The organism is uncultured Murdochiella sp. (assembly GCF_902488755.1).
Lineage (GTDB): Bacteria > Bacillota > Clostridia > Tissierellales > Peptoniphilaceae > Murdochiella.
Genome location: NZ_CABTXF010000005.1, coordinates 39267 through 57702, shown reverse-complemented (window position 1 = coordinate 57702; position 18436 = coordinate 39267). Strand labels below are relative to the sequence as shown.

Sequence of the window (18436 nt, the reverse complement as noted above, 5' to 3'; positions counted from 1 at the left end):
TTCAAGCAGAAGACGGCATACGAATAGACTTTTTGATGTTCGACCAGCAAGATGCGGTTGCAAACCTGATTTAGGAAATAACGGTCATGGGAAATGAGCAAAACCGTTCCGCGAAAGGCGCTAAGCATCTGCTCCAAATAGGCGGTGACCGCCATGTCAAGGTGGTTCGTCGGCTCGTCCAAAAGAAGAATGTCCGGTCTGCCACACAGCATGGTGGCAAGTTCTAAGCGCGATTTTTCGCCGCCGGAAAGCACATTAACGGGAGTAGAAAAACGGTCCTCTTCAAACCCCATTCCTTTGAGAATGCCGCGAATTTCCGAGTCGTAGGAAAGCCCCCCTTCGTCGACAAAACGCTCCGTAAGCAAACGGTGCCGCTCCATAACCGCTTCCAACTCTTTCGGTCGTTCTGCCAGCTCGCCCATCTCGCGCTCAAGCGCACGAAGTTTTTCTTCCAACATAAACGCCCGTGCATACCCTTTTTTACACTCTTCGTACAGACTCTCTTCGCTCTCGATATGCACATTTTGTCGAAGATAGCCCATACGCAGATCTTCGCGGTGATAGATTTTCCCCTGATCCGGTTCGATTTCATGAACCAAAAGACGCATCAGCGTCGTTTTGCCGGAACCGTTTACGCCAACGATGCCAATCTTCTCTCCCTTTTCCACCAAAAAGGAGACATCCTCCAGAATGGAACGCACGCCAAAATGCTTATGTAATTCTTGTACGTTCAATTCCGCCATGGTTATTCCTCGAAACCTTTATAATCCTTCCAGTTGCCCATATAGTAGACTAAGGTAAACAGACTCTCGTTCAAATAGACGTTTTCCAAAACGATACCATGCGGAAGATGCAGATCCGTTTGCGCATAATTCCATATTCCGCGAACACCGGCCTCCACTGCCCGATCCGCCAATTCCTGCGCCACATCGCGCGGTGTCGTTATCGTTAAAATTTCAATTTGTTTTTCCCGAAGGACGGTTTCCATTTCGGAAACAGAATAGACTTCTGCGCCGGCAATCTGCTTGCCGATACATTCCGGACGAATGTCAAAAAGGGCTTCAAGATGGAAGCGATTTTCGTTGAAAATATCGGCATTGGCAAGAGCAACACCCAAATGTCCGGCACCGGCAATGGCCACACGATGAGGACGATCCAGCCCGATAATATGTATAATCTGTTCACGCAGCGACTGCACATTATAGCCATACCCCTGCTGCCCGAATCCGCCAAAGTGATTGAGATCTTGACGAATCTGCGATGCGGTAAACCCGGTAATCACGCTTAGTTTTTGGGAGGAAATGCGCTCTTCGCCCTGCTCATGCAATGCCGTAAGATAACGCAAATATTTAGGCAATCGCCGGATTACAGCGCTTGAAATTGCTTTTTTCATCCGTTCCTCCTCCGCTTTATTCAACAGAACCGTCTTCGGTTATATTCTGAATGTCTTCCAGAGTCAACGGCGGTTGGGTCTCTTTCTTTAACCATTTCGGACCGACGAATTTGACCAGCAGCACAAAAAACGTCACCATGCGTGCCAACACCCAGAAACGGAAATACAACGGTTCGCGAAACAGTCCGAATAACAGGCTAGGATCCTTCGTAAACGCCTGCCAAGCCGTAAAGATTTCCGGAGTCATGCAGCAGAGAAGAATCGCTTCTGCCACGCCAATGAGTACATCGCCGCCGTCCGCCTCCCGACGCAGAAAAATCGCCGTCACATGTACGGCAAGCAGCGCCCAAATCACCGCGCTAAGCGGATAATTCAGCGAAAGCAACACAATGGACCACTGCGCATTGCCCCAGTTCATAAACACCAAAACAAGAATGCTGCCAAACAACAGCAAACTGACCAATAGCAAAAGAGAGAGCAGTTTTCCCAATCGGGTCGGTTCGTGTGCAGACATGATTTTCTCCTCCATTTCCGGTTATTCCTACAACAAGGGAGCAAACAGCCGACAAATCGGCTCTTTAATCTTGAGCATGATGCCGCGTGACGCATATACGCTTGGCGTAAGCAGGGTGCTTACTCGAATATCTTCCTGAAATGCTCGCTTGAGCGCGGCATTAATCTTTGGCGAATAAATTAGTTCTGACGCTTCGAAATTCAGCGAGAAAGAACGCTCATCCACATTGCACGAGCCAACCAAAGCGACATAATCGTCAATAATCATCACTTTGCTGTGCAAAAATCCCTTTTCATAGCGATAGACATTTGCGCCCGCGCGCAAAAGAGCACCGGCAAAAGACATGGTCGCCGGAAACACGACCGGATGATCCGGACGGTTGGGAATCATCAAATTGACTTCTACCCCTTGCTGCAAAGCAAGAACCAAAGCCTCAAAAATGGACTGGTCAGGAATAAAATACGGCGTTTGAATGTAAATCACGTCATCCGCAGAAGCAATCATTTTGAGCATGGAAAGTTTAATGTTCGCCAAAGGCGTATCCGGACCGCTGTACACCAGCTGGCAAAAAGCGTCTCCCTTTTCGCTCGGATGCGCGGTCACCTCGCATTGCGCCGATTCCGGCTCTCCCCGGACAAAGCTCCAGTCCTGCAAGAACCGCATTTTTAAGTCGGCGACAGCAGAGCCGACAATGCGCAAATGCGTATCCCTCCAATAACCGAAGCGGCTATAACGACCGATGTACTCGTCCCCCACATTAAAGCCGCCAATGTAGCCGATTCGTTCGTCAATGGTGACAATCTTACGGTGATTGCGATAGTTTAGACGCAAATTGATATAGCGCAGAAACGAAGGATAAAAGATGCCGATCTGGATGCCTACTTCCTGCATCATACGTCGCATCTCTTTGGACAAATCACGTCCTCCAACGCCATCGGTTAATACACGAACCGTCACGCCGCGTCGAGCAGCGCGCATCAGCGCCTCAATAACAATCGATCCCAGATTATCCGACTTCAGAATGTAATATTGAAAATTGATTTCTTCTTGTGCTTCATCAATATCGCGGATCAGACGCATAAACTTGGTTCGTCCGTCAAAAATGGCTTCTACCTCGTTATCACCCGACAAATTCGTCAATCCCGTGCGCACGTTAAGGCGGATTAATTCCAAATAATCCTGAAAGCGTCCCTCGTCTTCGAGTGGAACATGCGTAGTCGCTTCATCCCATTTGATAAGCGCATATTGCAAAACATCTACATCCAGCGACTCTTTCTGATGAAACAGCTTTCGACGACGCGTGTCTTGCCCCAATAATAGATAAGGAAAAAAACCGATGATGGGGAAAATAGCAATCATCATGACCCAAAGCATGGTGGAGCGTGGCGGACGACGACGATTGGAGTAAATAATAATCAACGCCAACACAATATTAATCCACAGCGAATTCTGTGCTATCCAGTTGAAGAGTATGCCGATATCCATTGCGTTCCCCTTCTTCTCTAAACGTCCACTCTATTTCTTGTATTTTGCTGCCTTATAACGTGCCTGACCGCTCAGCACTGCCTTACGCATACGATACGCCGCCGGTGTGACTTCAATGCGCTCATCGGCTTCGATAAATTCCATCATCTGCTCAAGACTCAGACGGTTGGGCGTCACGAGCTTTAAGGCATCATCTGCTGCCGCCGAGCGAATGTTGGTCAATGCCTTCTTTTTGCAGACATTCACTTCCAAATCTTCGCCCTTGGGATTCGATCCGATAATCTCGCCTTCGTAGACCTCTTCTCCGGCGCCGAGGAAAAGCACACCGCGTTGTTGCGCAGCAAATAGTCCGTACGTCGTTGTCGTGCCTGTTTCATAGACGATGAGAGAGCCGACGGCGCGCGTCGGAATCTCTCCTTTATACGGCTCATAGCCGGCAAATTCATTGTTTAGTACGCCCGTACCGCGCGTATCCGTCATCAGCTGCTGACGATACCCAATGAGTCCTCGCGCCGGAATCCGAAAGACGAGGCGTGTATAACCGGAAGGCGATGTTTTCATCTCCTGCAATTCGCCTTTACGCTGGCCGAGCGCTTGAATTACCGCCCCGGAATATTCTTGGTCAACATCTACTGTCGCCTCTTCCATCGGCTCAAGGCGATGTCCTGCCTCATCCTGACGATACAGAACCTCCGGTTTCGAAACCATGAACTCGTATCCCTCGCGGCGCATTTTTTCAATAAGCACCGACAGATGCAGTTCTCCGCGTCCACTGACGTAAAATGTATCGGTGGAATCGCCCGGATGCATCCGCAAGCTAACATCGGTGTGCAGTTCTTTTTCCAAGCGTGCGCGCAAGTGACGCGAGGTGACATACTGACCGCTGCGTCCGGCAAAAGGCGAATCGTTCACCGAAAAAGTCATCTGCAGCGTCGGCTCGGAAATTTTAATAAAGGGTAATGGCGTTACCTCTTCGGGAGAGCAGAGCGTATCCCCCACTTCAATGCCTTCCACACCGGAAACCGCCACGATGGATCCAACGCCGGATTCCGTTACCGGTACGCGTTTAAGACCGTCAAACTCAAAAATCGTCGTCACGCGAATCTTCATTTTCTTGTCGGGTTCATTATAATTCGCAATGACCGCTTCATCGTTGACGTGCACAACACCCTGTTCGACTTTGCCTATCCCGATGCGCCCGACATAATCGTTATAGTCGGCAGTCGAAATGAGCAGCTTAAACGGCACTTCTTTCTCTCCGCTTGGCGCCGGAATCGTTTCAATAATGCACTCTAAAAGCGGACGCATGTCTTCGCCGACGGCATCCGTGTTTTGCTCCTCCGCCTGTTGCCACGTCGCTTCATCCACTGCCCAACCATTTTTCGCGGAGGCAAAGACCACCGGACTGTCCAAATAGGACAGCGGCGCATCAATCGATAGAAACAGATCGTAGATTTCTTCACGCACTTCCGCAATTCGTGCATCAGGACGATCGGCTTTATTGATGCAAAGAATCGCCGGAAGGGAAAGCTCAATCGCTTTGCGCAGAACAAACTTCGTCTGCGGCATAGGCCCTTCAAAAGCGTCCACCACTAAAATGACCCCGTCACACATTTTCAGGACGCGCTCGACTTCGCCGCCGAAATCCGCATGTCCGGGGGTGTCAATGATATTAATTTTGGTTCCGTTATAACGAACGGCGGTATTTTTCGAAAGAATCGTGATGCCGCGTTCCCGTTCCAAATCGCCGGAATCCATTACGCGCTCCACCACGTCCTGATTTTTACGTATCATCCCGCCGGTGCGCAAAAGCGCGTCCACCAGCGTGGTTTTTCCATGATCAACGTGCGCCACAATGGCGACGTTGCGAATCGACTGCCTGTCTTGCATTCTTTACTACTCCTTTGATCACAATCGCTATTATTTTAACACATGGACTGCAACACCATAAAAAAATCAGGGCACGCCCTGATTTGTCTTTCGTATTTTTCTTGCTCTTTTCAACCCTACGAAGAAATGTACCTGCTGCGATGCAAAATGCAATCCACCTCATTTTGCCTGACGTCCATTTTATCCACTAATTTAGCGACAATCCGCAGTCCCCGTCCACCACAGTCCAGATGATGCGGCGCATTTTTTTCCAAATTGAGTTCGAAACCGCTGCCTTCATCACGCACGCGAATGTGAATAAGCGTATCGGTAACCGTAAGGTGCAGGTGCACCTGCTTATTATGCTCATTGCGGTTGCCGTGTTCACAACCGTTAATCATCAATTCGCTGAGAATCAGACGCAAATCCATCAACTGGTCATTATCTAACGCACACTGTTCTCGGATTTTTGCAATTTGTTCACGAACCGCCGCGCATACCGAAGCGATTTCGCTCGGTACGGCACAAGAATAATCATACAGCACGAAATCCTCCTTTCGCGTTTGCGTTCGACCGAAAAGTGCCTGCCCACAAGAAAAGACAACTCTCCGTTTTATTCCTTATGCTTTCTTCTTTGTCCCCTTCATACCCCAACAACCGACAATCGTAACGCCTTACACAACGCACATTGCGCATCGTCGCTTTTCTTCTCGATGAATCGAAATTCTTCTTTGTTTGAATTGTCGGAAGAATGGTATACATACAGTAACGCTGACAAACAGCGTGCGATAAGAATGGATGGAGGAAAAAACATGAAAAAATACGAATGCACCGCTTGCGGTCACATTTATGATCCCGAACTCGGCGATCCGGAAAACGGCATCAAGCCGGGCACCGCTTTTGAAGACCTGCCGGAAGATTGGGTCTGCCCCGTCTGCGGCGTAGGCAAAGACGAATTTGAACCGGTGGAATAAGTAACCAAACTGGAAATAAAGCGCGACCGCTCCCCTTTTGAGGAGCGGTCGCGCTTTATGTTTATCATAGAGACCGAATGCCATAAAATGCGCTGTTTACTTTATAAAACCACTCTTTAACCAACGCAGTACTTCACCGCCCTGCTTAAACGCATAATCCAAGAAGAACGTGTAGATGAAAAGTGCCGGAACCTTCGTCCACGCTAAATGCAGGGCAAACGTCTTAAACGACATATTGGTTAAACCCATCACCATACAGATGACGTCGTCCGGCATTCCAGGAAGCACCATCGTCCAAATAAAGAACTTTTTAATCTTCTCATCATTGGCATCCAGCCATTTGCTGTATTTCTCAAAAGTTTCCGGTTTTACCGCCGCATGAACAAAAGTCGGGCCGAAAAAGCGAGCCAGCAAAAACACGATCACTTCGCCGACACAAATGCCCAAATAATCGAGCAAAAAGCCCGGTAGCGGTCCAAAGAAGTAAATGCCGAAGAGCGAAGTCACATTGCCCGGAATGATGGGGATAATGCACTGAACAATCTGCAACAAAAAGAAAAAGAAAGCGCCCCAAACGCCGGAACGAGAGATGAACTCCTGCATCTTCTCGGTGCTGGTGAAAATGCCCAGCCGCCAGCCATAAAGTCCAAGAGCCACGCAAGCGAGAATGCCGATGATCGTGGCTATGGTCATCAGACGGCGAAGTTTAGCCGCCTTGACCGGATCCACGGGATGCTTCTTGCGCCATTCCGCCAATCGATGGGCTCTTTCCTTCTTCTCCTCTTTTTGTTCTTCGTTTATTTCTGGTATTTGGCTTGTCATCCATCCTCCTTCGAGGGGTTGTTTCCTATCGGATCGGACGCTATGCTTTCGACGAAACGTCGGTAAAACCGTTGCCTAACTGCTCACAATAGAGGGAAAATACCCGTTCGCCAAAGCGTTCTTTACTGAATTGTTCTCGACTTTCCCAAGCCCCGTTCTTCCATTGCTCATACAATTGCGCATCGGAAAATAGCTGCAAAAGCACACGCTCACATTCCTCCGGCGCATCGTATTGATAGCCGTTGACGCCGCTCTTTACCACGTGCGTAATCGCTTCATCCCGACGGGCAATTACCGGCCGACCGTTCGAAAGCGCTTCAATATACGTGAGACCCTGCGTTTCGGATACCGATGCCGAGATGAACACATCCAACAGTTGATAATACGAGCCCACTGTCTCTTTCGGCACCATGCCCGTCAAAAATACGCTGTCGTTTACGCCCCGTGCATCAATCTGTTTTTTTAGTTGCTTCATCCCTGCACCATCGCCGACGATGAGCAAGCCCAAATCATTACGCTTTTCCCGCACACGCTGATGAATCGCCAGAACTTCGTCCAAATTTTTTTCCTGCGCGACACGCCCCACACTGCCATATAGACGCCAATCTTTCGGAACACCCAGATGGTTGCGCAGCGCCACTCGTTCTTCCGGCGAACCGGCACGCGAAAACGAATCCAGATCAATACCGGTAGGAATCACCCGAACACAGGAACAAATGCCTTCGTTCAGCAAATAGCGCTCGGTTTTTTCCGTCGGCGCAATCACCACATCCGCAGAACGCAAGCGAAGCGCCATCACACGAGCCAACAGCCCATCCCAGTTTCCCGGCAAAACATACTTAGTATAGTACTCATATTGTGTGTGGTAAGTATGGATAATTGGGCAGGAGCAATGTTTCGCTATGCGCTGCACAAAAGAATAGGTGAAAAACTCGCATTGGGAATGGATAATGTCCGGTTTCCAAGCAATGAGTTCATCCACCAGCGAGCTGTGCGTATTAAGGGACGCACGCAAATCGGGATAGATTGCCCCCAACGGAATGGAACCGACATAATAGACATCCCCTTCGCGATACGTTTCGCGCGTGGAAGAGAGGGTGAGTAACTTGACTTCGCACCCATGCCGTTCCAACTCCTGCTTAAGCATGAGCACAGAAACGATAACGCCATTGACGGAGCCCGGATTCAAATCGCTGGTAAGTAATACCTTCATCATGTTCCCTTTCTTCTCTCTCCATGCAACAGCAATAACCGGAACGACCTTTGCCCAAAAAGAGAATGTAAATACTATAGACCAAGCAAACGGCTGTACTTAGCCAAGCAATTCGCAGAACAACGCCCGAATCGCTTCAATGCCAAACGATTTTTTCGCGACGCTTCCGGCATAAGGATAAATGTCCGCCGGGGGGATGGCTAAGACTTTCGCCATTGCGTTGCGCTGCGCAAGTACTTTCGTCGTGGGCAACTTATCCGCCTTGGTGGCAATCACTAAGCCCCGATATCCCTTTGCGCGAATCCAGTCTAACATCTGCACATCCTGCGCTGTCGGCGCATGACGCAAATCGCAGAGAAGAAGCACTTCCCTAAGACCCTTGCGTTCTTCAAGATACAAATTGATGCTTTTTGCCCATTCATCCTGCGCCTGACGGGCGACTTTGGCATAGCCGTAGCCGGGAAGATCCACTAAGCGAAACCGATGACGCTCCTCCGCCCACTCGGCTTCGACCCCATAAAAATTAACCGTGCGCGTTTTTCCGGGGGTGGCGGAAGTATACGCCAGCTTTTTGCGCTGGCAAAATGTATTGATTAACGTGGATTTGCCCACGTTCGACCGACCGGCAAAGGCAATCTCCGGCAACTCCTCTTTGGGATACTGCGCCGGCTGAACTGCCATAGCTTCTAATTCCGAAGTGATGACCTTCATCTCTATCTCCCGTCCGCAACACGAAAGCCGAGATCGTGCGTCTTTTCTTCCGCCTGAAATACGATGGGCTTTTTGCTTTCCATCGGTTCAAGCAACGCCGCCTGAAGGACTTCATCAACGTGAGAAATCTCCACGAATTGCAAGCCTTCTTTTACCTCGTCTTCCATTTCCATCAAATCGCGATGGTTCTCTTTTGGCAGAAAAATCGTCGAAATGTGATAGCGTCTTGCCGCCAGGATTTTTTCTTTCACGCCGCCGATGGCAAGCACTTGCCCCGTTAGGGTCATTTCGCCTGTCATGGCAATGTCGTTACGCACCGGACGCTTCGTTAACGCCGAAACCAATGCCGTAAGGATGGTCACGCCGGCGGAAGGTCCATCCTTCGGCACCGCACCCTCCGGCATGTGGATATGCGTATCATAGTAATTATAGAATCCCGGATCGATTCCGTAGCGTTTCGCATTGGCGCGCACAAACGACAGCGAAAGCTGCGCCGATTCGCGCATGACATCTCCAATGGATCCCGTCGTCAGTACGCCGCCATGACCGGTCATGAGATTGGCTTCCACCTTGAGGATTTCGCCACCCACCTCTGTCCACGCTAAACCGTTCACGACACCGATTTGCGGCGTTTTGGCTATGGGTTCATCCGCATACTTGGGCATTCCCAGAAAATCGGGTAATGTTCTCTTTCCGATATGCACCGTTTTTTCGCCCAACACAATGCGTTTCGCCGCACGACGGCAGACTTTTTCAATCTGACGCTCCAATTCACGCACACCTGCTTCACGGGTGTAAAAATGAAGCACATCCTCCAGAATAGCCGGTGGGAAGGAAATCTGTTTGGTGGTCAATCCACTTTCTTTGCGCGCTTTCGGAAGCAAATGGCGCTTGGCAATGACCATTTTTTCGCGGTCCGTATACCCCTCAATGCGAATGACTTCCATACGATCCAGCAACGGACGCGGAATGGTTTCCGTCGTATTGGCGGTTGTAATGAACATCACCTGCGATAAATCAAAGGGAATCTCCAAAAAGCGATCCTGAAACGCCGTATTTTGTTCCGGATCCAACACTTCCAGCAACGCGCTCGCAGGATCTCCGCGAAAATCGCTGCCAATCTTATCCACCTCATCCAACAAAAACACCGGATTCATGCTTTTCGCTTTAGTCATGTGATAAATAATGCGACCCGGCATAGCCCCCACATACGTCTTGCGGTGTCCGCGAATTTCTGCTTCATCGGAAACGCCACCTAAACGCATCGACACGAATTTTCGTCCGATGGCGGCGGCAATGCCACGCGCAATGGAGGTTTTGCCCACGCCCGGAGGCCCCACGAAACAAAGAATGGAGCCTTTGGAGTCCTTGCGCAGCTGTCTAACGGCAATAAACTCCAAAATGCGTTCTTTGACTTCTCGTAAACCGTAATGGTCTCGATCCAGTATTTTTCGACTGTAGGACAAATCTTCCACGTCTTCGGTATACTTGCCCCAGGGAAGGGCTGCCAACGTATCCAAATACGTGCGCGATACGTTCACATCCGGAGACATCGGCGACAGATACGCGAGTCTGTCCAATTCACTTTCGACCGCTGCCCGTGCTTCATCCGAAAGAGGGAGCTTGTCAAAGGTTTCCTTATACTCCTCCACCAACGAGTCCGGATCCCCTTCGGCTTCCCCCAACTCTTCACGCAAAATATTGATCTGCTCACGCAGAACAAATTCCTTTTGCGACTGCTGAAGGCGTTCCTGTGCCTTTTCATTGATTTCTTTATCCAAACGCGACAGCTTCGTCAGCAGAGAAATATCCGCCCGCAGTTTATACAGTCGCTCTTGTAAATCCAGTTCTTCCAATAAATCCAGTTCTTCGTCGTGACGAAGATCTAAATGAGAAGCCAATTCATCGCTGAGCATTCCCGGGTCTTCTGCGTCCAAAAGGGGGAAAAGAAAAACTTCCGGCACTTGCATGGATTCTTTCAGATAATTGACCGCGGCATTCGCCGTCAAGCGCATCACATTTTTCAGTTTCTCGTCCTGCTCGACGCGGTTCGGAGAATACGTGTATTCCAGCACTTCTCCTTCGATGTATGGATCGGTGCGCACAATGCGCGTGATTTTGGCGCGCGCATTCCCCTCGACGACAACCTTGCTCGGTCCACCGGGAAGACGGAAGGACTGGCGAATGGTCGAAATCGTGCCAAATTCGGCAAAATCGCCCAATTTTGGTTCCTCAATGGTGGGATCCAGCATCGAGACGACCACCACCGGCGAATGATTGCGCGTTGCCCACTCCAGAACGCTTTCCGCCTCTTCGCTCTCCAAATCAAAATGAATCACCTGATTCGGAAAGACCACGGAACCACGTGCCAGTAATATGGGCAATACCGTTTTTTTCGCTTCATAATATTGAGGTAACATGGTTTCTCCTAACAAAAACAGCCGGTTGCCCGGCTGTTCATCGCCGCTCAATTCTTCTATGCCTGTCGTTATTCTTTCGCATGGAGCGCCATTTTCTGCTGTCCCTGCATTTCAGTCTGCTTCAATAACGCAAGCGGCGTATCGTTTGTAATATTGTCCTCGTCCACCACAACCTGACGAATGCGATGATCGCCGGGAACGTGGTACATAGCGTCCATCAATACCGATTCCATTATGGAACGCAAGCCGCGTGCGCCCATCTTACGGGAAAAGCTCTTTTCCGCAATCGCATGAATCGCTTCGGGCGTAATGGTCAACTCGCAATCGTCCATGCGGAACAGTTCCTGATATTGCTTAATCAGGGCGTTCTTCGGTTCCGTTAATATACGCTCCAGCGTCTCCACCGATAACTCGTTAAGCGCCACCAATACCGGTACGCGCCCGATGAGTTCAGGAATCAATCCGAATTTCATAAGGTCTTCGGGGATAGCGTTGTGCAGCGTCTCCGAAACACTCTCGTCGGAATGGTTTACCACCGTTTGATTGAAACCAATAGGGTTCTTTTCACGACGATCCTTGATTACCCTCTCAATGCCGGCAAAAGCGCCTCCGACGATAAACAGAATATTGGAGGTATCGACATGGAGAAATTCCTGATTGGGATGTTTTCGTCCCCCTTGCGGTGGCACATTGGCAACCGTTCCTTCAATCAGCTTCAGTAGCGCCTGTTGCACACCTTCGCCGGAAACATCGCGCGTAATGGAAGGATTCTCGGACTTTCGGGCTATCTTATCAATTTCATCAATATAGATAATCCCCCGCTCGGCAAGTTCAATGTCATAATCCGCTGCTTGTACCAGTTTGAGGATAATATTTTCCACATCCTCACCAACATAGCCCGCTTCCGTCAGCGTAGTCGCATCGGCGATAGCAAACGGCACTTGCAGCGTTTTTGCCAGCGTCTGCGCAAGCAATGTTTTGCCCGAACCGGTTGGCCCGATCAAGCAAATGTTGGACTTTTGGATGTCCACCGCCGTCTCATCCTGACGATAGATGCGTTTATAGTGGTTATACACCGCTACCGAAAGCACCTTTTTCGCTTCTTCCTGCTCAATGACATAATCGTCCAGCGCCCGCTTAATTTCTTCGGGCGTAGGCAGCCTGCGCGTAGTCGCTTTCGCCTTTTTTGTCTGTTTCGCACGTTCCTGCGTCATTTCATGACACAGGTCAATGCACTCGTTGCAGATATAAACGCCCGGTCCGGCGACAATCTGTTCGACCTCATCCGCCGATTTTCCGCAGAATGAGCAGCGCACCGGATCTTCGTGAAAATCCGCCATTTCGCCTCCTTGTTCTCCTCACTTCATGGAGGTAATGACTTGATCTACGAGACCGTATTTCATCGCCTCTTCCGCATTCAGCCAACGGTCACGGTCGGTGTCCCGCTCAATGACTTTGAGCGTTTGCCCCGTCGCATCTGCCAGAATCCGATTTAGCTGTTTCTTGGTCTCGATAATCTTCTTTGCTGTAATTTCAATATCCGACGCCATACCTTGTGCGCCGCCGGACGGCTGGTGAATCATCACATCTGCGTTCGGCAGAGCAAAGCGCTTGCCCTTTGTGCCGGAGGCGAGCAATACTGCCGCCATGCTGGCTGCCATGCCGACGCAAATCGTCGAGACATCGCTTTTAATGTAGTTCATGGTGTCGTAAATCGCTAAACCCGCGGTTACTTCTCCGCCGGGTGAGTTGATATACAGCTGGATATCCTTGTTGGGCGCTTTATGTTCCAGGAACAAAAGCTGCCCAACAATCAAATTCGCCATTTGTGTTTCAATCGGACCGGTCACAAAAATAATACGTTCTTCCAGCAAACGCGAAAACAAATCGTAAGCACGTTCACCGCGTCCGGTCGTTTCAATCACCGTAGGAATTAAAGGCATATTTTCCTCTTTTCCGTTTGGATGCTTGGATCCGTTTTATTTCTCTTCTTTTTCTTCTTTCACCGATTTCTTCTTGCTGTCTTTTTTTGCGCCTTTTTTTGTTGCCTTCGGCTTTTCCGCTTCTGCCGATTCTTTTTTCTCTTCTTCCGGCGCATCTACCCACTTTACCTGCTCCAGCAAGTAATCGAGGGCTTTCTTCTTGCGAATATCATCGGCCACCAAGTCTTCTTGGTGCATTTCTTTCATGCGACGAAGGAAGTCTTCTGGGTCTTTCGCGCCGTAGGTTTCGGCAATTTCCTTCATCTCGTTTTCGATTTCTTCTTCGCTCGCTTCAAACTTCTGCTCTTCTACAAGGCTTGCCAAAACGAGATCCGCCTGAACGCGCGTACGAGCGGACGGCGTATAATTCGCACGCAGCATCTCGATGCTCTGTCCGCTGTATTGCATATACTGCTCGAAGGAAATGCCCATCTGCTGCATTTGATTCGCCATATTACGCAATTCCACATCCACCTGGTCATCAATCATGGATTGCGGTGCTTCGACATGCGAAAGCTCGGCGAGCTTTGCCAAGGCATCCGACTGACGACGGTTGAGATCCTGTTCCTCTGCCTTTTCCAGCAAATTCTTGCGTACCGATTCACGGTACTCTTTCATGGTGTCAAATTCAGAAACATCCTGGGCAAAGTCATCGTTCGCTTCCGGAATCTCTTTTTCCTGCACTTCATGCAGCGTAACCGCAAAAACTGCATCTTTTCCTGCTAAATCTTCGGCATGATATTTCTCCGGGAAGGTCACGTTCACATCGAACGATTCTCCGGCTTTGTGACCGACAATCTGGTCTTCAAATCCCGGAATGAAGGCGCCGGACCCCAGCTCCAACGTCTGCTTCTCGGCAGTACCGCCTTCAAAAGCAACGCCGTCGACGCTTCCGGCATAATCCATCTGCACGGTATCGCCCAACTTCGCTTCTCGTTCAACCGGACGAATCACCGCATTTTTCTCTTGTTCCGCATGAATCACGCGATCTACATCTGCCTCATCAACCGTTACAGGATGGCGTTCGACTTCCATTCCCTTATAGTCGGCAAGTTCGGGATGCGGCATGGTATCGGTGGATACTTCAATCACAACCGGCTGTTTCTTTTCAAGCGTTTTGACGTCCACATCCGGACGACCAATAGCCTCAATCTCCAGCTCTTTGGTCGCCTGCTCGATTTGTTCCGGCAAAAGGCTGTTGAGCGCATCTTCGTAGAACACGCCTTCACCATAATTCATTTCAATAACCTTGCGTGGTGCTTTGCCCTTGCGGAAGCCGTGGATGGGAAAACGGTGCTTATTCTTTTGATACGTTTTCTCGATCTCTGCATTAAAAGTGTCCCAAGCAATCTCCAACGTGTAGACGGCTCGATTGTTCTCTTGTGATACCAGTTTCGCCATTCCTCATTACTCCTTTACGCTTTGTTTTTCAATCAGATTTTCTCATTATAGCACAACGAGAAGGGGACGACTAAAAGCCAACCACGATGCCACCCCGGTTCGCATAACACGCATTGAGTCCTCCGCCTTCTACGATTTCCACCCGTCCAAAGGGCGCGCGGGCAAGAATTTCCCGTTTCACTTGTTCCGCTCTTTCCGCGTCCCGAATGTGGGTGATAAAGAGCGTTCGCTCGGCAAACGGAACCTCTTCTGCTGCAATGTGTTCCGCCATACGCATCACCGCGCGATCCATGCCACGCGCAATGGACTTTAAGCCAATGTCTCCATTTACGCCACAGCAAATCGGACGAACCGAAAGGGTGGTGAGAATGTTGCCGGCGAGGCGCAGCAAACGTCCCGATTTCATGAGCGTTCCATAATTGTTTAACACAAAATAGGTGTGGTTGGTTTGGGCAATCTCTTCTTCTTTCGCCAAAATTTCCTCGAAAGATAATTCTTGCTGTATCAATTGATGCAAGCGAAACAGATAGGCACTTTCGCCTGCCGCTGCCGCCTTGCTGTCGAAAACGTGGGCTTTTCTGCCCTCCTCACGCAATTCACGAGCGGCGATTTCAGCACTGTTATTTGCGCTACTCAATCTTCCGGAAATCGTTAAGAAAAACACTTCCTCGGCATCGCCTGCGGCATCCAGGAAATGCTGTGGAGACATGGCGGCACTTTGCGCGACCGTATCCGACGCATCCACATCCGCCAAAAACGCATCAATGTCCATGTTTCCGTCGTCGATATAATGATTACCGTTGCAGGTCAGCGCAAAGGGAACACGTTGAATCGCGATCTCTTTTGCTAAAGCGTCATTCATGTCGCAACTGGAATCCGTCACCACGATTCTTTTCATTCGCGCTCTCCTTCTTCCCTCTTCTGTCGAACCGCACCGGCTAATACAGAAGCCTCGTTTTTCACGTTTCCGTCAATTACCTGTTCTAAAAGCCACGATAGCATTTCGCCCACCGGCTTTCCGGGTTTCATCCCCATGGCAAGGAGATCCGCCCCGCCAAGGGCAAGATCCTTCTGCTCCACGGGCAAATGGTGTTCTTCAACAAAGTGTATTTCTTTCTCGACGCGCAAAACCGTCGAAAGACGCTTCTCTCTTTCCTGCGAGGATATAGGTAGCGTCTCGCTTGCGGCGTGAAGAAAAGTAAGAAGATCGTGGTGCAGTGGTTTTGTTCGCCCCATCAAACGTTTTGTATCCGCGAGCGTCTCCGGTAACGGACGATATGCCTCTCGAAGAAGAAGGCGTACTTCTTCCCGTAAACGAGTAGACGTTTTTAATCGGCGTAAAATGCCATCGATGCGCACCATTCGAAGTGCCGCTTCCTCGTCCGAGGAAGCAAAAGAGCAGCCGAAACCCAAGGCAGCCCAACGCAGGGCAGGAATGGGCGGCAAGGTGCAAAGAAAAGGCATGCATACCTCGTTTAGTGAAAGCGACATCTCTTTGCCCTTCTCCGATTGTTCGCCAAAAAGGGACACCCAAAGTTCCGTTTCTTCCAATAAAACAAGCGCCTGATCGGGATGTTTTCCCGTCAACATACGCTCCAACTCTTCATAGCAGCGTTCTATCGACACAAAGCGAATGCGTTCATGCTGCGCTTGAATAGTCTCCTTCAAAGAAGACTCCATTGTCCACTGAAAGCGAGACGCAAAACGCACGGCACGAAGCATACGCAAGGCATCTTCTGCAATACGTTCCTCGGCACAGCCGACCGCACGCAGAAGCCCCTGCCGCAAATCCCGCTCGCCACCAAAGGGATCGCGAAGCCCCCGTTTGGGATGCCACGCCATCGCATTCATCGTAAAATCACGCCGCTTCAAATCTTCTTCTAAATGCTGCGAATAGCGAACTTCCTGCGGATGACGACCGTCACGGTAGTCCCTTTCCGCCCGAAACGTCGTTACTTCGTATACTGCTTTGGGCATTACCACGCGAATGGTGCCAAACGATTTGCCCACATCCAGCGTGTGCTCGGCAAAAAATACGTTCTCAATCTGTTCCGGCGTCGCATTGGTCGCCAAATCGATATCGGAAGCGGTATTCCCCATCAGCCCATCGCGTACTGCGCCGCCTACGATCCAGGCTTCATAACCCGCATCCTCTAAACGGTGCAAGACGAGAAGTGCCTCGTCCGGAAAATTCATGCGGTGAACCCTTCATCGCGAAACGCCTGTACAATATGGTCTGCCATATCAACACACAAGTCATTATCAAGATGCTCCACCATCACGCGAATCAGCGGTTCTGTGCCCGAAGCGCGCACCACACTGCGTCCTTCTTCGCCCAAAACGCGATTTGCCTCAGCAATCGCACGCTGCACTTTTTCATTTGCCAGAGCGCCTTCTTTATCTTCCACCATTAGATTACGCAACACTTGCGGATAGTGAATCAAATCTTGATGCAACGAAGCAAGATCGGTTTTGTTTTCCACCATAATTTCCGCCAGACGAATCGCCGTTAATACACCGTCGCCAGTAGTGGCATATTTGGAAAAGATGATGTGTCCGGATTGCTCTCCACCGAGAGCATACCCGTGTTCAAACATTTCCGCAGCAACATTTTTATCGCCAACAGGCGTTTTGACATAGTCAATGCCTGCCCGTTCAAATGCTTTATACAAGCCAAAGTTGGACATAATGGTCGTCACAACGGTATTGCCCGGAAGCGCATCATTCGCCTTCATTTCTTTTCCGCAAATGTAAAGAATTGCGTCACCGTCCACCACTTTGCCGTGATTATCCACCGCAATACAGCGATCCGCGTCGCCATCGAAAGCAAAACCGCAATCAAGCTTTTGCGCCTTTACCAAATCGACCAGACTTTGCATGTGGGTGGATCCACAATCTAAGTTAATGTTGAGGCCGTTGGGATGGTCGTGAATCACATGCGTCTCTGCTCCAAGAGCGTCAAAGACGTTTTTGGCAACCGTAAAAGATGCGCCATTTGCGCAATCCAATCCTACGCGCATCCGCTTAAACGAACGACGCACCGTCTGAATCAGATAGCCGATATAGCGATTGCGTCCACGGGAATAATCCTCCACCATGCCGATTTCTCCACGCTCGGCAAGAGGCAAGTCGTCGGTTTCGGCGTCGATATACCGTTCGATTTCTTCTAACAGTTCCTCTTCCATTTTTCCGCCGGCGCTGTTGATGATTTTAATGCCATTGTCATAAAACGGATTATGGCTGGCGGAAATCATAATACCGCAGCAGAAATTATCCGCGCGCACCGCATAGGAAACGGAAGGCGTGGTCGTAACGTGCATGAGATTGACATCGCATCCACTGGATGTGATGCCGGCTGCCAAAGCATTTTCCAACATATAACTTGAGCGGCGCGTGTCTTTGCCTATCACAATGCACGGCCGTTTTTCTTCTGCCCATTCGGGCATATTATGCCCTGCGCCGAGAGATACGCGCATTTCTTTCTGTAATTTCAGAAAATGCGCACCGAGATATCGTCCAATTTTCATCGCGTGTATCGCGGTTAACGACTGATTCGCTTCTCCGCGAAAGCCGTCTGTTCCAAAGTATTTCATGGCTACCTCCCTTATCGCTTCATGATACCGATTTCGCAGTCGTGGTGTCAAGAACCGCC

16 protein-coding genes are annotated in these 18436 nt (G+C 49.9%); 1 reads left to right on the top strand and 15 read right to left on the bottom strand.

What is annotated here, in order from left to right; all coding sequences use genetic code 11:
- Positions 1-745 precede the first annotated feature (745 nt).
- From RDL68_RS01255 to RDL68_RS01235, 5 genes are all read right to left on the bottom strand, one after another.
- On the bottom strand, positions 746-1393 hold the full coding sequence (locus RDL68_RS01255) for a redox-sensing transcriptional repressor Rex (protein WP_308539853.1): 648 nt from the start codon (positions 1391-1393) through the stop codon (positions 746-748).
- A 16-nt stretch (positions 1394-1409) separates the two neighbouring features.
- On the bottom strand, positions 1410-1907 hold the full coding sequence (locus RDL68_RS01250; RefSeq protein ID WP_308539852.1) for a hypothetical protein: 498 nt from the start codon (positions 1905-1907) through the stop codon (positions 1410-1412).
- 27 nt (positions 1908-1934) lie between these two features.
- Positions 1935-3392: a cardiolipin synthase gene (cls, locus tag RDL68_RS01245; RefSeq protein WP_308539851.1), complete on the bottom strand. Its 1458-nt coding sequence runs from the start codon at positions 3390-3392 to the stop codon at positions 1935-1937.
- A gap of 30 nt (positions 3393-3422) precedes the next feature.
- The gene (gene typA, locus RDL68_RS01240; RefSeq protein ID WP_308539850.1) at positions 3423-5282 is read right to left on the bottom strand and encodes a translational GTPase TypA; all 1860 of its coding nucleotides are present in this window, start codon (positions 5280-5282) and stop codon (positions 3423-3425) included.
- A gap of 116 nt (positions 5283-5398) precedes the next feature.
- On the bottom strand, positions 5399-5806 hold the full coding sequence (locus RDL68_RS01235; protein ID WP_308539849.1) for an ATP-binding protein: 408 nt from the start codon (positions 5804-5806) through the stop codon (positions 5399-5401).
- 267 nt (positions 5807-6073) lie between these two features.
- Between RDL68_RS01235 and rd the strand changes: the two genes are divergently transcribed.
- Positions 6074-6235: a rubredoxin gene (gene rd, locus RDL68_RS01230; protein WP_308539848.1), complete on the top strand. Its 162-nt coding sequence runs from the start codon at positions 6074-6076 to the stop codon at positions 6233-6235.
- 96 nt (positions 6236-6331) lie between these two features.
- On the opposite strand, the gene RDL68_RS01225 is transcribed toward rd, so the two are convergent.
- The 10 genes from RDL68_RS01225 to glmM form a co-directional block, all read right to left on the bottom strand.
- Positions 6332-7057: a TVP38/TMEM64 family protein gene (locus tag RDL68_RS01225; protein WP_308539847.1), complete on the bottom strand. Its 726-nt coding sequence runs from the start codon at positions 7055-7057 to the stop codon at positions 6332-6334.
- 40 nt (positions 7058-7097) lie between these two features.
- Entirely contained in the window at positions 7098-8273 is a 1176-nt protein-coding gene (locus tag RDL68_RS01220) for a glycosyltransferase (protein WP_308539846.1), read from the bottom strand.
- A 96-nt stretch (positions 8274-8369) separates the two neighbouring features.
- Positions 8370-8981 carry a ribosome biogenesis GTP-binding protein YihA/YsxC gene (gene yihA / locus RDL68_RS01215; RefSeq protein ID WP_308539845.1) on the bottom strand — a complete coding sequence of 204 codons (612 nt, stop codon included), beginning with the start codon at positions 8979-8981 and terminating at the stop codon, positions 8370-8372.
- A gap of 2 nt (positions 8982-8983) precedes the next feature.
- Complete coding sequence (gene lon / locus RDL68_RS01210; RefSeq protein ID WP_308539844.1) at positions 8984-11401, bottom strand: endopeptidase La; 2418 nt, start codon at positions 11399-11401, stop codon at positions 8984-8986.
- Positions 11402-11469: 68 nt separating this feature from the next.
- Complete coding sequence (gene clpX, locus RDL68_RS01205; RefSeq protein WP_308539843.1) at positions 11470-12741, bottom strand: ATP-dependent Clp protease ATP-binding subunit ClpX; 1272 nt, start codon at positions 12739-12741, stop codon at positions 11470-11472.
- 18 nt (positions 12742-12759) lie between these two features.
- Positions 12760-13344 (bottom strand): ATP-dependent Clp protease proteolytic subunit, encoded by a 585-nt coding sequence (locus RDL68_RS01200; RefSeq protein ID WP_308539842.1) that lies wholly within the window; start codon positions 13342-13344, stop codon positions 12760-12762.
- 36 nt (positions 13345-13380) lie between these two features.
- Positions 13381-14784 (bottom strand): trigger factor, encoded by a 1404-nt coding sequence (tig, locus tag RDL68_RS01195; protein WP_308539841.1) that lies wholly within the window; start codon positions 14782-14784, stop codon positions 13381-13383.
- Between the two features lie 70 nt (positions 14785-14854).
- Entirely contained in the window at positions 14855-15682 is an 828-nt protein-coding gene (locus RDL68_RS01190) for a DegV family protein (protein ID WP_308539840.1), read from the bottom strand.
- Positions 15679-16980 (bottom strand): CCA tRNA nucleotidyltransferase, encoded by a 1302-nt coding sequence (locus RDL68_RS01185; RefSeq protein WP_308539839.1) that lies wholly within the window; start codon positions 16978-16980, stop codon positions 15679-15681. The genes RDL68_RS01190 and RDL68_RS01185 overlap by 4 nt, the downstream gene beginning before the upstream one ends.
- Positions 16977-18377, bottom strand: a complete 1401-nt coding sequence (gene glmM / locus RDL68_RS01180; RefSeq protein ID WP_308539838.1) for a phosphoglucosamine mutase — start codon at positions 18375-18377, stop codon at positions 16977-16979. The genes RDL68_RS01185 and glmM overlap by 4 nt, the downstream gene beginning before the upstream one ends.
- Positions 18378-18436 lie beyond the last annotated feature (59 nt).

Excerpts from the sequence above, each read along its gene's own strand:
- lon (WP_308539844.1), bottom strand. The coding sequence starts at position 11,401 with ATGTTACCTCAATATTATGAAGCGAAAAAAACGGTATTGCCCATATTA.
- clpX (WP_308539843.1), bottom strand. The coding sequence starts at position 12,741 with ATGGCGGATTTTCACGAAGATCCGGTGCGCTGCTCATTCTGCGGAAAA.
- tig (WP_308539841.1), bottom strand. The coding sequence starts at position 14,784 with ATGGCGAAACTGGTATCACAAGAGAACAATCGAGCCGTCTACACGTTG.
- RDL68_RS01200 (WP_308539842.1), bottom strand. The coding sequence starts at position 13,344 with ATGCCTTTAATTCCTACGGTGATTGAAACGACCGGACGCGGTGAACGT.
- RDL68_RS01185 (WP_308539839.1), bottom strand. The coding sequence starts at position 16,980 with ATGAATTTTCCGGACGAGGCACTTCTCGTCTTGCACCGTTTAGAGGAT.
- RDL68_RS01225 (WP_308539847.1), bottom strand. The coding sequence starts at position 7,057 with ATGACAAGCCAAATACCAGAAATAAACGAAGAACAAAAAGAGGAGAAG.
- cls (WP_308539851.1), bottom strand. The coding sequence starts at position 3,392 with ATGGATATCGGCATACTCTTCAACTGGATAGCACAGAATTCGCTGTGG.
- rd (WP_308539848.1), top strand. The coding sequence starts at position 6,074 with ATGAAAAAATACGAATGCACCGCTTGCGGTCACATTTATGATCCCGAA.
- typA (WP_308539850.1), bottom strand. The coding sequence starts at position 5,282 with ATGCAAGACAGGCAGTCGATTCGCAACGTCGCCATTGTGGCGCACGTT.
- glmM (WP_308539838.1), bottom strand. The coding sequence starts at position 18,377 with ATGAAATACTTTGGAACAGACGGCTTTCGCGGAGAAGCGAATCAGTCG.
- RDL68_RS01255 (WP_308539853.1), bottom strand. The coding sequence starts at position 1,393 with ATGAAAAAAGCAATTTCAAGCGCTGTAATCCGGCGATTGCCTAAATAT.
- yihA (WP_308539845.1), bottom strand. The coding sequence starts at position 8,981 with ATGAAGGTCATCACTTCGGAATTAGAAGCTATGGCAGTTCAGCCGGCG.
- RDL68_RS01220 (WP_308539846.1), bottom strand. The coding sequence starts at position 8,273 with ATGATGAAGGTATTACTTACCAGCGATTTGAATCCGGGCTCCGTCAAT.
- RDL68_RS01190 (WP_308539840.1), bottom strand. The coding sequence starts at position 15,682 with ATGAAAAGAATCGTGGTGACGGATTCCAGTTGCGACATGAATGACGCT.
- RDL68_RS01250 (WP_308539852.1), bottom strand. The coding sequence starts at position 1,907 with ATGTCTGCACACGAACCGACCCGATTGGGAAAACTGCTCTCTCTTTTG.